The organism is Halomonas mongoliensis, assembly GCF_052496345.1.
Map to the genome: position 1 here is coordinate 1,945,436 of NZ_CP199288.1, position 15,112 is coordinate 1,960,547.

A 15,112-nucleotide genomic window follows, 5' to 3' on the forward strand; every position below is an offset into this window, starting at 1 on the left:
TCACAGCGTTGGCGCTTTGACATAGATGGAGTAGAGCCAGTGAACCTACTTAGCACCCCTTGGCTTCCTTTCCGCACTCGGAAAGGAAGCGTTGCCTACCGGCCGCCCACGGCGGTGGCCGATCCCGAGATCGTCGATCTTGCCCTACCTCGCGCTGACTTCCAGGGCGCCGCCTACCAGTTCCTGATCGGCCTGCTGCAGACCGCGCTGCCGCCCCAGAATCAAGGCGACTGGCTGGACCGCTTTGTCGAGCCGCCCAGCATGGAAGAGCTGGAGGCCGCCTTCGCGCCCCTTGCCGATGCCTTCGAGCTGGATGGTGACGGCCCGCGCTTCATGCAGGATCTTGACCCGCTCGACGACGTCAAGGACAGCACGGTCAGCGGCCTGTTGATCGATGCGCCAGGTGCTAACGGCATCAAGAACAACACCGACTTTTTCGTCAAGCGTGGGCGTGTCGAGGTGATGTGCGAGGATTGCGCCGCCCTGGCTCTGTTTACCATGCAGATCAATGCGCCCGCCGGTGGGGCCGGCATTCGCGTCGGCCTGCGAGGCGGCGGGCCACTGACCACCCTGGCGCTACCCGATTCGGGCGATGCCAGCCTCTGGTCCCGGCTGTGGCTGAACGTGGTGACGTCCAGAGCGCTGACGCGGTCCGGGCAGGCATGGCAGGCACCGCGCTACGATGATGACACCTTGTTCTTGTGGATGGCGCCGACCCGGGTTAGCGACAAGAAGGGCACGGAAGTCCTGCCCGAAGGCATGCACCCGCTGCACCCCTATTGGTCGATGCCGAGGCGCTTCCGGCTGCTGTTCGAGGAGGGGCCGTGTCATTGCGACATCTGTGGGCGCGAAGCGACTCACGCTGTGAGGCGTATCCGTGCCAAGAAACAGGGCGCCAACTACGATGGGCCCTGGCTGCACCCGCTGACGCCTTACCGTCGCGACCCCAAGAAGCCCAATGAGCCACCGCTGTCCAGCAAGGGGCAGCCAGGAGGGCTGGGCTACCAGCACTGGTCGAACCTAGTGCTGCAGGATGCCGACACCAGCGGCGCGCTGCCCGCCCTGGTGGTGCAGGACTATGTCGCGGAAAAGGTGCGGGCCGTCGACGAGGAGCGCCGTTTCGGAGAGGAGATCGCCGCACTGCTCAAGCATGCCCGACTGTGGGCCTTCGGCTATGACATGGACAACATGAAGCCCCGCGGCTGGTACAGCGTTGAGATGCCGCTGGTAGCCGTGCCTGCCGCGCAGCAGGAGCGGCTGCGTGCCTGGGTACAGCGCTTCACTGACCTGGCCCGTCAAATCGCCTGGATGGTGCGTACCCAGATCAAGAATGCCTGGTTCGACCGTCCCTCCGAGGCCAAGGGCGACATGAGCCATATCGATCTGGCCTTCTACGACGCCACGCGCGGCGCTTTCTTTCATGCACTGCACGGCTTCCAGCAGACGCTGGCAAAGGCCGACGACGCGCCTAGCCTGCCTCCCGAGGTGGCCGAGCAGTGGTACCGCACGCTGAAGCGCGAGGGGATGGCACTGTTCGAGGAACAGTCGCTGAGTGGTGCACTGGAGGCCGTGGACCTACAGCGTGCGACCGCGGCTCGGCGTCAGTTGCAGAGTTTCCTGGCCGGTCGCAGCAAGGGTAGCAAGGCCATTCGTCAATTTGCCGAGACGGGCGGCTTCGCCTTGGTCGCCGAGCCGGCAACCACCGAAGAGAGCGTGTCATGAGTGAAACGGAACTCGCACCCGCGGCGGAGGCCCCGCTACGCGTACCCGAGCGACCCTATGCCATCGAGCGTAGGGAAGCCGATGCCCTGCGGCGTTGGTGGCAGCGCCTGACGTTGTCTGCGGACGCGTTGAAGTCCCATACCGATGCCCGGCCCTGGCCCAAGGGCATGCGGGCGACGCTTCGACGCTGCGACACCATCGAGGCGGCGATGTTGACTGAGGCCTTCCGCCACCTTTGGAGCTTGCTGCCTGCGAAGGAGGATCAGACGGAAAGCCAGCGGGATCGGCGATTGCAGGCATGGGCCTGTATCGCGCTGGTGGTGGCTGAGCTCCGTGAGGACGCGGCCAAGATGCCATTGGGTGCGCGCCTTGGTCAGCAGAAGCGTGAAACCGGCAAGCCACATATGAGCGAGCTTCGCTTCCAGCAGCTGATGACATCGCGTACCCCGGAGGAGCTGGTACAGCGCCTGCGCCGTGCGCTGGCGCTGATCGACAAGCGTGGTGTAAGCGTTGTGCACCTGGCCGACAACATTGCGCTGTGGTGGCGTGAATATCAGGGAGGGATGTCACCGCAGCCTACCCGGCGCTTGGGCTTCCTCTGGGCCAATGACTACTTCGGTGCCACGGCCGGCTATCGGCAAGATAACGAGTAATTCGTCAACGACGACAGGGAGTAATGCACATGAGCCATTTCATCCAGCTGCACCTGCTGACCGCCTATCCGCCTGCCAACCTCAACCGCGACGACCTGGGGCGCCCCAAGACTGCCATCATGGGTGGCGCCAAGCGATTGCGCGTGTCGTCGCAGAGTCTCAAACGGACCTGGCGGACCTCTGCGCTGTTCGAAGAAGCCATGGGCCAGCATCGTGGTATGCGCACCAAGCAAGTCGGGATCCAGGCTGCCAAGCGCCTGCAGGAAAAAGGCGTGAAAGAGAAAGACGCCCAAGCTTGGGCCACGGAGATCGCCAAGGTCTTCGGCGATGTGGCCAAAGGGGAGCTGGAAACCAGCCAACTGGTTCACATTGGCCCAGAGGAGCAGGCAGCAGTCGATGCACTGGTCGAGACACTGGCCGACGAGTATCGCGCGCCGGAGAAGGAGGATCTCGATCTGCTGCGCCACAAGCCATCGGCTGTGGATATCGCGCTGTTCGGTCGCATGCTGGCGGCGTCTCCGGCATTCAACGTCGAGGCCGCCTGCCAGGTCGCCCATGCCATCACCGTGCATGCCGCCGAGGTCGAGGACGACTATTTCACGGCGGTGGATGACCTTAATACCGGCGGCGAGCATCGTGGGGCGGCGCACGTCGGCGAAGCCGGGTTCGGTGCGGGTCTGTTCTACAGCTATGTGTGTATCGATCGCCAGCAACTGGTCGAGAACCTCAGCGGCGACCAGGGGTTGGCCGATCGTGCCATTGCGGCCCTGGTGGAAGCCGCAGTGAAGACCTCGCCCAAGGGCAAACAGAACAGCTTCGGCTCCCGCGCGCACGCCAGCTATGTACTGGCCGAGAAGGGTGACCAGCAGCCGCGTTCCCTAGCTGTCGCGTTCCTGCGCCCGGTTCAAGGTGAGCATCAGGCCATCGAGGCGATTTCTCGGCTTGAACGTCAAGTCAACAAGTTCGATGAAGCTTATGGCCCGGGAGCTGGTCAGCGTTTCGTAGTGGCTGCTGAAGTGGATTACGAGAAGTCGAAGTTGGAAGGCTCTGTCACGCAAGGCGGATTGACTTCGCTGCTCGATTTCCTGACCAACGAGCAGTAAGGAGTCGTTATGACGGAGTATCTGGTCTTTCGACTCTATGCGCCACTCGCCAGCTGGGGCGAGGCGGCAGTGGGCGAGTCGCGCCCTTCCGCCACCTACCCCGGGCGCAGCGCCATCATCGGGCTGCTCGGTGCGGCGCTGGGCGTGCGCCGTGATGATGACGAAGGGCAGCGCCGGCTGCGCGACAGCGTCGGTATCGCCATCAAGCAGCGTTCTCCCGGCAGCCTGATGCGCGACTACCACACGGTGCAGGTGCCGGCATCGCAGTCCAAGGTGACATACCGCACTCGGCGGGACGAATTGAGCGCCCCGCGCAAGGTCATCCATACCATCCTCTCCAGTCGCGACTACCGCTGCGACGGCCTGTGGACGGTCGCCGTCTGGTTGACGCCCCAGGCGGAGTTGACGCTTGAAGAACTGGAGCAGGCGCTCAAGACGCCATACTTCACGCTCTATCTAGGACGCAAGGCGTGCCCGCCGGCGGCGCCGCTGGCGCCGCGCCGTGAGTTGTGCTCCCGGCTGCAGGACGCCTTGGATGCCGGCTTTCCCCCGCTATGCGGGAAGGATGAGGGAGATGAGCGCCGGGCCATGAGACTGCCGGACAGCGTGGTCTACGCCTGGGAAGGAGATGCCAAGGCCCTGGATGGTAACGGTCATGGGGTGGAGTCCAGCGAGGTCTGGGATGTGCCGCTCAATCGCCGTCGCTGGCAGTTCGGGCCGCGTGCCGAATACCGGCGCATCGTGCAGGCAAGGGAGGACGGCTGATGTATCTTTCACGCGTACGTGTTGATCTCAATGGCCTCTCTCGGGGGGCCTTATTCGAGATCATGGGCGGAGGAGCCTATGCCGCCCACCAGCTGCTCTGGCGGTTGTTCTCGGATCATCAAGGAGTGCGGCCATTTCTGTTTCGCCAGGAAATGGAAGAACCCGAGGGCGGGGGCGTGCCCCGGGGCCTGCCGTTGTTTTACGTGCTGTCCGATCGCGAACCGGTCGCCATTCCCGGACTGCTTGAGGCGCAGTGCAAGCCGTTTTCGCCTGCACTGGACGTTGGGGATCGGCTCGCCTTTCGCCTGCGGGCCAACCCCACCGTGGCGAAGTCGGTGGCGGGCAAGCGGGGACAGCGTGCCGATGTGCTGATGGCGGCCAAGTATCACTTCGAGGTCGGCGAGGCGCGGACCAGCCAAGCCTGTACCGAGGCGATGGATGAGGCCGCTCGTCGGTGGCTTTCGGAACGCGCCGAGTCTTGGGGCTTCCGCTTGCCGGTGAGGCCTGAAGTGGGCACCTACCGTCAGCATGCCTTGCCGAAGGACAAGGGGCGTCCCATCCGCTTTTCCAGCGTGGACTATGAGGGTTTGCTGGAGGTCACCGACCCTGGCCGCCTGATCGAGACTTTGGCCCGGGGCATCGGGCGTGCCAAGGCTTTTGGCTGTGGGTTGATGTTGATCCGCCGACCATAGCGATGCCAAACGGGCAGGGAGGCCAGTATGGGCTTTATTCCGCTCAAGCCGATTCCCATGAAGGACCGCATGTCGATGATATTCGTCGGCATGGGGCAGATTGATGTGCGAGACGGTGCCTTCGTAGTGATCGACGAGGTCAACGGCGAGCGCATGCATATCCCGGTGGGCTCGGTCGCCTGCCTGTTGCTGGAGCCGGGGACGCGGGTTTCCCATGCAGCCGTCAAATTGGCGGCGACCGTGGGCACCCTGTTGATCTGGGTTGGCGACGCGGGGGTGCGGCTCTATAGCGCCGGGCAGCCCGGAGGCGCGCGGTCCGACAAGCTGCTCTACCAGGCACGGCTGGCGCTGGACGACTCGCTACGCCTGAAGGTCGTGCGCAAGATGTTCGAGCTGCGGTTCGGCGAGCCGCCGCCGTCTCGTCGCAGTGTCGAGCAGCTCCGCGGAATGGAAGGCGCCAGGGTACGCAGGACCTACCAGTTGGTCGCCAAGCAATATGGCGTCAAGTGGTCGGGACGCCGCTACGACCCTTCTCAATGGGATGTCTCCGACGTTGCTAACCAGTGTCTTTCCGCGGCCACCGCCTGCCTGTATGGCATCAGCGAGGCCGCCATTCTAGCGGCGGGTTATGCCCCGGCCATCGGCTTCCTGCACACCGGCAAGCCCAGAAGCTTCGTCTACGATATCGCCGATATCGTCAAGTTCGAGACGGTGGTCCCGGCGGCCTTTCGTGTCGCGGCACGCAACCCGCCCATGCCGGAACGTGAAGTCCGCATCGCGTGTCGCGATGCCTTCAAACAGACGAAGCTGCTGCAGCGATTGATCCCCATGATCGAGGAAGTCCTGGCGGCAGGTGAGATCGAGCCGCCTCTCCCTGCTCCGGAAGCGGTGCCTCCTGCGATTCCTGAGCCGCCTTCGATCGGTGATGCCGGACACAGGAGTGGATGATGGCCATGCTCGTAGTAGTGACCGAAGCCGTACCGCCGCGCCTGCGCGGACGACTCGCTGTTTGGTTGCTGGAGATTCGCGCCGGTGTCTATGTCGGCGATGTCAGCAGGCGGATCAGGGAAATGATCTGGGAGCAGGTCAATGCCCTGGCGGAGGATGGCAATGTCGCTATGGCCTGGGCCAGCAACCATGAGTCCGGCTTTGAGTTTCAGACCTACGGTGTTAACCGGCGCGAGCCCTGGGATCACGATGGACTGCGTTTGGTGCGCTTTCTGCCAGTCGAAACTAAGTAGCTGATAAGCTTGGATCTTTAAAAATTAAGTCTGTACAAAAAATAGGCAAAATCGTCGGTGGAATCTCTGCTGGCGATTTTCCTTTTGCGGATCAAATATCTACAATTAGTCCGGTCCCCGCAGGCGCGGGGCTCAACCGAACGCCGGCGACCAGGGCTCTTCCCAGTAAGGCCGGTCCCCGCAGGCGCGGGGCTCAACCGCCCAGCAGGCGCCCCAGCCGCCCACGCACCTGCCGGTCCCCGCAGGCGCGGGGCTCAACCGGCGCCGGTGACCTCCTGCCAGGCCTGCCCGGCCCGGTCCCCGCAGGCGCGGGGCTCAACCGTCGACCAGGTAGCGGTCGGTGATGCGCTGCTGCCGGTCCCCGCAGGCGCGGGGCTCAACCGGCACGCCCGTCAGGCTGCCCGAGGCCGAGCCGCCGGTCCCCGCAGGCGCGGGGCTCAACCGCTCGCCGCCGCCTACCGCCGCCACAGCCGCGCCCGGTCCCCGCAGGCGCGGGGCTCAACCGGCGGTGGCGACGCCGGTGCCGAAGGTGTCGTCCCGGTCCCCGCAGGCGCGGGGCTCAACCGGAGATGGCTTGCTCGACGGCGACCCACAGGGCCCGGTCCCCGCAGGCGCGGGGCTCAACCGAAGACACGGTAGCCGCCGTCGACCGCCTGCACCCCGGTCCCCGCAGGCGCGGGGCTCAACCGGCCGGCACACAAGCGGCGCTGGCCAAGCAGGTCCGGTCCCCGCAGGCGCGGGGCTCAACCGTCAGCCAGAACGTCCGTGATACCAGAAGTGGCCCGGTCCCCGCAGGCGCGGGGCTCAACCGACATGGCGCGGCGGCGATTAGGTGGGCGTCAGCCGGTCCCCGCAGGCGCGGGGCTCAACCGTCTGATATGGAGACGCGACTGGCGCGGGCAGACCGGTCCCCGCAGGCGCGGGGCTCAACCGCTGACATGGGCCACACAGGGCGCATGCAGTCACCGGTCCCCGCAGGCGCGGGGCTCAACCGCGCCTTCCTTTCTTCATCGCGTGGAACCCTGACCGGTCCCCGCAGGCGCGGGGCTCAACCGACGGACGATATCGCCTGGCCGATATCGACGTGCCGGTCCCCGCAGGCGCGGGGCTCAACCGAATCTGGATCAGGCGGTTAACGCCGATAGCGACCGGTCCCCGCAGGCGCGGGGCTCAACCGGACGAATCCGGGCAACAGAACCTGATCTTTGCCCGGTCCCCGCAGGCGCGGGGCTCAACCGACCGGGCTCATCAGGCCTGGTCAGTTCCACTACCGGTCCCCGCAGGCGCGGGGCTCAACCGCTGATCGAGCCGAAGCCGCCCGCGATGCGGCCCCGGTCCCCGCAGGCGCGGGGCTCAACCGGCCACGCCCCGAGCCCAGGCCAAAAAAACACTCCGGTCCCCGCAGGCGCGGGGCTCAACCGACGATACGGGGCAATTTGTTCGCCACGTTACCCGGTCCCCGCAGGCGCGGGGCTCAACCGTGAACGGGGCCAGCATCGACCTGACCCTTGCGCCGGTCCCCGCAGGCGCGGGGCTCAACCGCCGGGTGGGTTCGCGGCTACCGGCGCCAGTGACCGGTCCCCGCAGGCGCGGGGCTCAACCCCCTCGACCAGCCACGGCGCATCTTGCCACGTCCCGGTCCCCGCAGGCGCGGGGCTCAACCGAGCAATAAGCCCTCTTGGGCCATTTGCCGAGACCGGTCCCCGCAGGCGCGGGGCTCAACCGTTGCGCGGCGGCTTGTCGCTTGGCTTGATGCGCCGGTCCCCGCAGGCGCGGGGCTCAACCGCGTCCGGGTGCGCTCGCTGATGCTGCCGTCATCCGGTCCCCGCAGGCGCGGGGCTCAACCGATGGTCTTACGCATAGTGTTCACTCCTCGGCGCCGGTCCCCGCAGGCGCGGGGCTCAACCGGAGAACGACCAATGACCGCACAAGAACTGCACCCGGTCCCCGCAGGCGCGGGGCTCAACCGCGCACCATCCGCGAGCGCTTCCAGGTGAGCGACCGGTCCCCGCAGGCGCGGGGCTCAACCGTTCGACACGGTGCTCAACAAGATCATGTATCCCCGGTCCCCGCAGGCGCGGGGCTCAACCGGCCGGCCACCTCGCGATGACCGGCCTCTCTTCCCGGTCCCCGCAGGCGCGGGGCTCAACCGATCGACCTTGTACCGCCCCTGGGTAAATTGCACCGGTCCCCGCAGGCGCGGGGCTCAACCGCAATTTGGGCCAAATTGTGCGTTAATGGCGCCCCGGTCCCCGCAGGCGCGGGGCTCAACCGGAGATGCGCAGCCTGGTCCCGGTCGAAGAGGCCCGGTCCCCGCAGGCGCGGGGCTCAACCGGCGCCGATACTCCCGAGGATGACCAGGGCCGCCCGGTCCCCGCAGGCGCGGGGCTCAACCGAGATCGATAGCATCCGGGTAGAGTCCATCGAGCCGGTCCCCGCAGGCGCGGGGCTCAACCGTTAATCATCTCTGCGCTCTCCTCGGTTGGTGTCCGGTCCCCGCAGGCGCGGGGCTCAACCGAGCGCTAACCCCGTTACGTTTGGAACGCTCGCCCGGTCCCCGCAGGCGCGGGGCTCAACCGTTTGAAAGGCTTGTATTTGAAACGCTTCTAGGCCGGTCCCCGCAGGCGCGGGGCTCAACCGTTTCATGTTAGCCCCCTTAGCGTCCAGTCCGGCCGGTCCCCGCAGGCGCGGGGCTCAACCGGCGCCCGGGGCGGCGGTCATGTAGGTGGTGGTCCGGTCCCCGCAGGCGCGGGGCTCAACCGGACAAGCCCTGCGGCGGCTGCTACGGCCTGGGCCGGTCCCCGCAGGCGCGGGGCTCAACCGGCGGTGCTTCTCCCTGAGCGATTGGGTCAGCTCCGGTCCCCGCAGGCGCGGGGCTCAACCGGACAAGCCCTGCGGCGGCTGCTACGGCCTGGGCCGGTCCCCGCAGGCGCGGGGCTCAACCGGCGGTGCTTCTCCCTGAGCGATTGGGTCAGCTCCGGTCCCCGCAGGCGCGGGGCTCAACCGGCGACTCGCCTGGGCATCGCTGAGCGCACCTACCGGTCCCCGCAGGCGCGGGGCTCAACCGACCTCTCCGGCGAGGTGGCCACCGCCGAAGTCCCGGTCCCCGCAGGCGCGGGGCTCAACCGATAGAATCATTGCGTGCTTCCTTGCAGATGAACCGGTCCCCGCAGGCGCGGGGCTCAACCGATTCACGACTTCGCCAAAATTCTTCCTGGCCACCGGTCCCCGCAGGCGCGGGGCTCAACCGCAGCGTGGGGGGATTCGCCTGTTCAAGAGCCTCCGGTCCCCGCAGGCGCGGGGCTCAACCGTACCCGCAGGAGATGCGCGAATACGTGCAGCACCGGTCCCCGCAGGCGCGGGGCTCAACCGGACATGCCGAAGCGCTGGGCGTTCAAGCACGGCCGGTCCCCGCAGGCGCGGGGCTCAACCGACACCGACCAGCTTATCGGCGGCACCCTGCAACCGGTCCCCGCAGGCGCGGGGCTCAACCGGCCGAGCAGGCCGCGACTGAGGCCTACTGCCACCGGTCCCCGCAGGCGCGGGGCTCAACCGGTGCCCGCAGGCATGTCGAGGGTGACGGCGGCCCGGTCCCCGCAGGCGCGGGGCTCAACCGCACGCTAGCGCATCGCGGGGACAGGAAACCCCCCGGTCCCCGCAGGCGCGGGGCTCAACCGCATCGCTGCTGCCTACGCCCCCGCCGCCGCCACCGGTCCCCGCAGGCGCGGGGCTCAACCGCGCATCATCCGCGAGCGCTTCCGGGTGAGCGACCGGTCCCCGCAGGCGCGGGGCTCAACCGAAGAACTGGATGATCGCGGCGATCAGAGTGCCCCGGTCCCCGCAGGCGCGGGGCTCAACCGATGACGCGCTTCTTGTACTCGCCGTCGATGACCCGGTCCCCGCAGGCGCGGGGCTCAACCGGCTCAACGCCGACATCAGGAAGGCCAGCCATGCCGGTCCCCGCAGGCGCGGGGCTCAACCGCGCCCTGAAACGCGATGGGAAAGCGACGTTCGCCGGTCCCCGCAGGCGCGGGGCTCAACCGGTGATCTTGCCAGGCCATAGCGCGCCTTGCTCCCGGTCCCCGCAGGCGCGGGGCTCAACCGCTGGAGTGGGAGGCGATCTACGGCCGCCGCGACCGATCCCCGCAGGCGCGGGGCTCAACCGGCATCACGCGCTGAGGTAGCCGTAGCCAATGACCGATCCCCGCAGGCGCGGGGCTCAACCGGATCGGCAGGGACAGGACCGATCAGGTGGCGCCCGATCCCCGCAGGCGCGGGGCTCAACCGGTGGTGCTGGGCACTGTGTTTGGCGGTCGCATCCGATCCCCGCAGGCGCGGGGCTCAACCGCCACGATGCCGGCGACCGGGTGCAACGCTGTTCCGATCCCCGCAGGCGCGGGGCTCAACCGGCGCCGTCACCCGCACTTGGCCGACGGGCACGCCGATCCCCGCAGGCGCGGGGCGTAACCAAAAGCCCCTGTGATCCGTGGCTGATTCTCAACGTGACTGAAAAATCACTCTGGGGCCAGAGGTACTGCCCGGCAAAGAGTGCCCGTAAAGAGTCTGGCGGCATTCACTAACGCAAGAAATACAGAAGCGGTGCCAACCGAGCCATGAAGCTTCATCGCCGGTGCAGGCAAGCAAGGTTTGACGTTGAGGCTTGTGCGCTACGGGTCAGTAGCGCAGCGCGATGCCCAGCTGGTTCGGCCCCACCAGCAGGGCGTACTCACCTTCGAGGTGCAGGTCGCCTACGGAGGCGCTGACCGGCTGGAAGCGGTTGATGGCGGCGGTGGCCTGGCGAGGCTGAGTCTGCAGCTGCAGCTCGTTGATCAGCATGCCGGTGGCGAAGTTGATGGCGCCGTCGCGTTCGCGGCCGTCGCCCACGGCGATCAGCAGCCCTGCCGCCGTGTTGATGGCCAGTGAACCGAGCCGTGCCTCCCAGCTGCGGCGGCGCTGCTCCTCCGCGGCCACGGCCTCGAGCAGCGCTCGAGCGCCTTCTATATCGTCCGGTTCGCCGGCCGTAAGCTCGCGGTAGGCGGCCGAGTGGGGCTGGCGGTCGAGGAACATGCCGCCCAGGGCGAGGGCCGATTTCACCACCCCCACCCGGGCGTCGTAGCGGTCGTCGCGGCTGCTCGACTCGCTGGCCTGCCAGGCGTTGAGCGCCAGGCTGCCGGCATAGATCGTCGTCCAGCCCGCCTGCCAGTAGCCGGCATGGCGAGCACCGTCGGCCAGGGCCGAATCAACGGCCTGCCATTCGGCATCAGGGCCCTGGGCCAGGGCGGGCAGCGGCAGCAGCAGGCCGGCCAGGCAGACGGCGGCGCAGCGGCGGATCGAGGCGGGCAGCGGCATGGTTATCTCCGGGAGCGGCAATGACCACAGCCTAGCACCGGGACGGCGCGGCGGCAGCTGCGGCACCACGGCGGCTGACGCCTCCGGCGCCAGGCCGCACAATGGTCGTCATGTCACCTGTGCGAGGAGCCCTGAATCATGCCGACCCTCTGGTGGGGGCTGTCTGGCGTCGTGGCCTGTGGCGCCGTGCTGCTGCATCTCTTTCATCGACGGCTCAGGGTCAGCCTGGCGGCGCCGCGGGTCTCGGTCGCCCATGGCCTGGCCGAGCTCGGCCTCGAGGGCGAGGCCCTGTGGATTCCCGCCCGGCGAGGCCGACGGCTGGCCGCCTGGTGGTTGCCCGGGGAGCGCCGCGGCACGGTGGTAATCACCCACGGCTGGGGCGCCAACCGTGAGTTGATGCTGCCCCTGGCGCGGCCGCTGCAGGCGGCGGGCTGGAACGTGCTGCTCTTCGATGCCCGCAATCACGGCGAGAGCGATGCCGATACCTTCTCCTCCATGCCGCGCTTTGCCGAGGATACCGATGCCGCCGTGGCCTGGCTGCGCGCGCGGCCAGGCATGGCCCAGGCGCCGGTGGTCCTGCTTGGCCACTCGGTGGGGGCCGCGGCGGTGCTGCTTGCCGCCTCGCGGCGCGACGATATCGCGGCGGTGGTGAGCCTGTCGGCCTTTGCGCACCCGGACGGCATGATGCGCCGCTGGTTGAAGGAGAAGGGGCTGCCCTTCTTTCCCCTGGGGTGGTACGTGCTGCGCTACGTGGAGCGGGTGATCGGCCACCGCTTCGATGCCATCGCCCCAGTCAATACGCTGCCCCGGGCAGGCTGCCCGGTGCTGCTGGTGCATGGCCTCGATGACGGTGTGATTCCGCCCGGCGACGCCGAGCGCCTCCATGCCAGCCGCGGCAGCACCCCGGCCAGGCTGCATCTGCTGCCCGGCGATCATGACCTGAGCCGGCATATCGACGATGAGCTTCCCGCGCTGCTGGCCTTCCTCGAGACGGCTCTGGCCGAGGCCGCGCCGCAGCCGGCGTAAGGGGTCAAAGCCCCAGGGCGTGGCGCATCACCTGGCGCTTGGCGCCGGCCAGCCGCTCGGCTACGGAGAGCCCAGCGCCGGCGGCGTGGCGCAGCGGGGCGGCGCCGGTGAAGACATGGTGGAAGGTCTCCATGGCGGCGATCATCGCCAGGGTCTGGGGGCGGCGCTCGCGGGCATAGCCGGCCAGCGGCTGGCGGCCGCCCGGATCGTCCCCGGCCTGGAAGGCGGCGATCACCCGGCGGCTCAGCGCCTCGGCATCCTGCAGCCCCAGGTTGAGGCCCTGGCCGGCCAGGGGGTGGATGACATGGGCGGCGTCGCCCACCAGGGCCAGGCGCTGGCGCACATAGCGCTCGGCGTGGCGGCGGCGGATGGGGAAGCTGGCGCGGCCGGTGATGCCCTCGATGCCGCCCAGGCGGGCGGGAAATGCCGCCTCGATGGCCTGGCGCAGGGCGTCGTTATCCAGGGCCTCCCGGGCGAGGGTGGCCTCGGGGCTGTCGTACCATACCAGGGAGGCATGGTGGCCGGGCAGCGGCAGCATCGCCTGGGGGCCGGCGGGGGTGAAGCGCTGCCAGCTGACGTCCTGCTGGGGCAGACGGGTCTCCACGTTCACGATCAGCGCGCGTTGGTGGTAGTCCTGGTCCCGGGTCTCGATGCCGGCCAGCTCGCGAATCCACGAGCCCGCGCCGTCGGCGCCCACCACCAGGCGGGCGGCCAGCATCCGGCCGCTGTCGAGCTCCAGCAGGCTCCGGTGGCCCCCCGGCACCCAGGCCACCGGGCCCGTCCGGCAGAGCGTCGTGACCGTGGGCAGCTCGGCCAGCCGCTGCCACAGGGCGCGGCGAATCACCCGGTTCTCGACGAAGTGGCCGAAGTTGTCCACACCCAGTTCAGCGGCGCTGAAGTGGATATGGTGCCGCTCCTCCTCGTCGCTGGCCTCGATATGGAGAAAGGGGCAGCGGCGAGCCGCGGGAATGAAATCCCAGGCGCCCACGGCCTCCAGCAGCTGCCGGGAAGCGAGGTTCAGCGACGAGACGCGCAGGTCGAAGGGGGCGTCGTCGGCCACCGCCGCGGGCGGGTCGCCGCCCTCCACCAGGGCCACCGAGAGGCCGGCCTGGCCCAGCGCCGCCGCCACGGCGGCACCGACCATGCCGCCCCCTGCGATAATGACATCCAGGGTCTCATCCATTGCTGCTCTCCTCTGTTCTGACCTGCCCGGGCGGTGGTATTGGGCCCAAGGTGGCCCAGTCGTCATCAAAGTGTCATATAGTGGCGCTACGTTGCGCGCACTGACATGGATTTGTCACCAAAGCGTCACGAAGGGATCGTTCACCAAACACGGCAGACCGCTCATGTCGAATCTCGGACCTTCAACCGATCGTCCTGCACTCGCCCGTCAGGCCACTCAAGAGGTGCCCGCCTGGCTGCGAGGCATCTACGCTGGCCTGTGCCTGTACCTGTTCCTGGCCGCCCTCAACGTGCTGGGCGCGGGCCTGGGTACCTTTGGCGGGGCCAGCGATATGCTGACCCGGGCCTTCGCCTATGGCGAGAACCCCTTCATTGCCCTGATGGCCGGCGTGCTAGTCACCATGGTGGTGCAGAGCTCCTCCTTCACCTCGGCGCTGATCGTCACCCTGGTGGCCAGCGGCGAGATGACCCTGGGCACCGCGGTCTTCGCCATCATGGGGGCCAATATCGGCACCGCAGTGACCGGGGTGATCGTGGCCCTGGCCAACGTGCGCATCAAGCGCAACTTCCGGCGCTCCTTCACTGCGGCCATGATGCACGACTTCTTCAATATCCTGACCGTGCTGATCGTCTTTCCCCTGGAGTGGTTCACTGGCATGTTCCACGAGGCGGGGCGCGGCATCTTCTCGCGCCTGGCCGGCTGGCTCGCCGAGCTGATCGGCCTGGAGGAGGTCGCGCGCCCCAACAGCCCGATCAAGGTGATCACCGCGCCCATCGTGGACAGTGCCAACTGGATCGGCGCCGCCCTGATGCCGAGCCCGGCATCGGCCGGTCTGCTGACGGCCGGCATCGGCCTCGCGCTGATGTTCACCGCCCTGGTGTTCATGGTCCAGAACCTGCGCGGCGCCCTGCTGCGCCATATGGACGGCCTGTTTCGCACCTACTTCTTCCGCACCGACGCCCGGGCCTATGGGGTGGGGGTGGTCTCCACCGTGCTGGTGCAGTCGAGCTCCATCACCAGTAGCCTGATGGTGCCCCTGGCCGGTGCCGGGGTGGTGCGCCTGCGGCGAGTGCTACCCTTCATGATGGGCGCCAACCTGGGCACCACCGTGACCAGCGTGCTGGCGGCCACCGCCAATCCCGTCGCCGCGGCGATGACGGTGGCGCTGTTCCATGTCATCTTCAACCTGACCGGCACCCTCGTCTGGTGGCCGCTGCGGGTCATTCCGCTGCGCATAGCCACCTGGTACGGGCGACTGGCCGGCAAGCAGATACGTTACGCCTTCCTGTTCCTGATCGGCGTATTCCTGGTGGTGCCGCTGGTCGGCATCACCATCACCGAACTGTTCATGCGCCTGCGCTGAGCGCGGCCAACCGGG

The 15,112-nt window shown here is 67.9% G+C and carries 11 protein-coding genes and 1 CRISPR repeat array; of the genes, 9 read left to right on the top strand and 2 right to left on the bottom strand.

Annotated features, from left to right (window positions below):
* The first annotated feature begins 39 nt into the window (after positions 1-39).
* From casA to cas2e, 7 genes are read left to right on the top strand one after another with little or no spacing between them, the layout of a single operon-like run.
* Positions 40-1,722: a type I-E CRISPR-associated protein Cse1/CasA gene (gene casA, locus ACRYRV_RS09160; RefSeq protein WP_444985339.1), complete on the top strand. Its 1,683-nt coding sequence runs from the start codon at positions 40-42 to the stop codon at positions 1,720-1,722.
* Positions 1,719-2,375 (top strand): type I-E CRISPR-associated protein Cse2/CasB, encoded by a 657-nt coding sequence (gene casB, locus ACRYRV_RS09165; protein ID WP_444985338.1) that lies wholly within the window; start codon positions 1,719-1,721, stop codon positions 2,373-2,375. The genes casA and casB overlap by 4 nt, the downstream gene beginning before the upstream one ends.
* 29 nt (positions 2,376-2,404) lie before the next feature.
* Positions 2,405-3,478 carry a type I-E CRISPR-associated protein Cas7/Cse4/CasC gene (gene cas7e, locus ACRYRV_RS09170; RefSeq protein WP_444985337.1) on the top strand — a complete coding sequence of 358 codons (1,074 nt, stop codon included), beginning with the start codon at positions 2,405-2,407 and terminating at the stop codon, positions 3,476-3,478.
* Between the two features lie 9 nt (positions 3,479-3,487).
* A complete protein-coding gene (cas5e, locus tag ACRYRV_RS09175) occupies positions 3,488-4,243 on the top strand; it encodes a type I-E CRISPR-associated protein Cas5/CasD (protein WP_444985336.1) in 756 nt (251 codons plus the stop codon).
* The gene (gene cas6e, locus ACRYRV_RS09180) at positions 4,243-4,935 is read left to right on the top strand and encodes a type I-E CRISPR-associated protein Cas6/Cse3/CasE (protein WP_444985335.1); all 693 of its coding nucleotides are present in this window, start codon (positions 4,243-4,245) and stop codon (positions 4,933-4,935) included. The genes cas5e and cas6e overlap by 1 nt, the downstream gene beginning before the upstream one ends.
* Positions 4,936-4,962: 27 nt before the next feature.
* The gene (gene cas1e / locus ACRYRV_RS09185; RefSeq protein WP_444985334.1) at positions 4,963-5,883 is read left to right on the top strand and encodes a type I-E CRISPR-associated endonuclease Cas1e; all 921 of its coding nucleotides are present in this window, start codon (positions 4,963-4,965) and stop codon (positions 5,881-5,883) included.
* Positions 5,883-6,176, top strand: a complete 294-nt coding sequence (gene cas2e / locus ACRYRV_RS09190; RefSeq protein WP_444985333.1) for a type I-E CRISPR-associated endoribonuclease Cas2e — start codon at positions 5,883-5,885, stop codon at positions 6,174-6,176. Before cas1e ends, cas2e begins: the two co-directional genes overlap by 1 nt.
* 110 nt (positions 6,177-6,286) lie before the next feature.
* Positions 6,287-10,646: a CRISPR direct-repeat array (repeat unit 29 nt; unit sequence CCGGTCCCCGCAGGCGCGGGGCTCAACCG).
* 204 nt (positions 10,647-10,850) lie between these two features.
* Here the strand turns inward: cas2e and ACRYRV_RS09195 are convergent.
* Positions 10,851-11,525, bottom strand: coding sequence for a hypothetical protein (locus tag ACRYRV_RS09195; RefSeq protein ID WP_444985332.1), 675 nt, complete (start codon positions 11,523-11,525; stop codon positions 10,851-10,853).
* Between the two features lie 138 nt (positions 11,526-11,663).
* On the opposite strand from ACRYRV_RS09195, the gene ACRYRV_RS09200 reads away from it, so the two are divergent.
* On the top strand, positions 11,664-12,551 hold the full coding sequence (locus ACRYRV_RS09200) for an alpha/beta hydrolase (RefSeq protein WP_444985331.1): 888 nt from the start codon (positions 11,664-11,666) through the stop codon (positions 12,549-12,551).
* A 4-nt stretch (positions 12,552-12,555) separates the two neighbouring features.
* On the opposite strand, the gene ACRYRV_RS09205 is transcribed toward ACRYRV_RS09200, so the two are convergent.
* A complete protein-coding gene (locus ACRYRV_RS09205) occupies positions 12,556-13,734 on the bottom strand; it encodes a UbiH/UbiF/VisC/COQ6 family ubiquinone biosynthesis hydroxylase (protein ID WP_444985330.1) in 1,179 nt (392 codons plus the stop codon).
* A 223-nt stretch (positions 13,735-13,957) separates the two neighbouring features.
* Here ACRYRV_RS09205 and ACRYRV_RS09210 point away from each other — a divergent pair, with 223 nt between their 5' ends.
* The gene (locus tag ACRYRV_RS09210) at positions 13,958-15,097 is read left to right on the top strand and encodes a Na/Pi symporter (RefSeq protein ID WP_444985329.1); all 1,140 of its coding nucleotides are present in this window, start codon (positions 13,958-13,960) and stop codon (positions 15,095-15,097) included.
* Positions 15,098-15,112: the final 15 nt, after the last annotated feature.

Bases quoted from the DNA above. Each gene is read 5' to 3' on its own strand.
- ACRYRV_RS09205 (WP_444985330.1), bottom strand. From the start codon at position 13,734: ATGGATGAGACCCTGGATGTCATTATCGCAGGGGGCGGCATGGTCGGT.
- casB (WP_444985338.1), top strand. From the start codon at position 1,719: ATGAGTGAAACGGAACTCGCACCCGCGGCGGAGGCCCCGCTACGCGTA.
- cas6e (WP_444985335.1), top strand. From the start codon at position 4,243: ATGTATCTTTCACGCGTACGTGTTGATCTCAATGGCCTCTCTCGGGGG.
- ACRYRV_RS09195 (WP_444985332.1), bottom strand. From the start codon at position 11,525: ATGCCGCTGCCCGCCTCGATCCGCCGCTGCGCCGCCGTCTGCCTGGCC.
- cas2e (WP_444985333.1), top strand. From the start codon at position 5,883: ATGGCCATGCTCGTAGTAGTGACCGAAGCCGTACCGCCGCGCCTGCGC.
- cas7e (WP_444985337.1), top strand. From the start codon at position 2,405: ATGAGCCATTTCATCCAGCTGCACCTGCTGACCGCCTATCCGCCTGCC.
- cas1e (WP_444985334.1), top strand. From the start codon at position 4,963: ATGGGCTTTATTCCGCTCAAGCCGATTCCCATGAAGGACCGCATGTCG.
- ACRYRV_RS09200 (WP_444985331.1), top strand. From the start codon at position 11,664: ATGCCGACCCTCTGGTGGGGGCTGTCTGGCGTCGTGGCCTGTGGCGCC.
- cas5e (WP_444985336.1), top strand. From the start codon at position 3,488: ATGACGGAGTATCTGGTCTTTCGACTCTATGCGCCACTCGCCAGCTGG.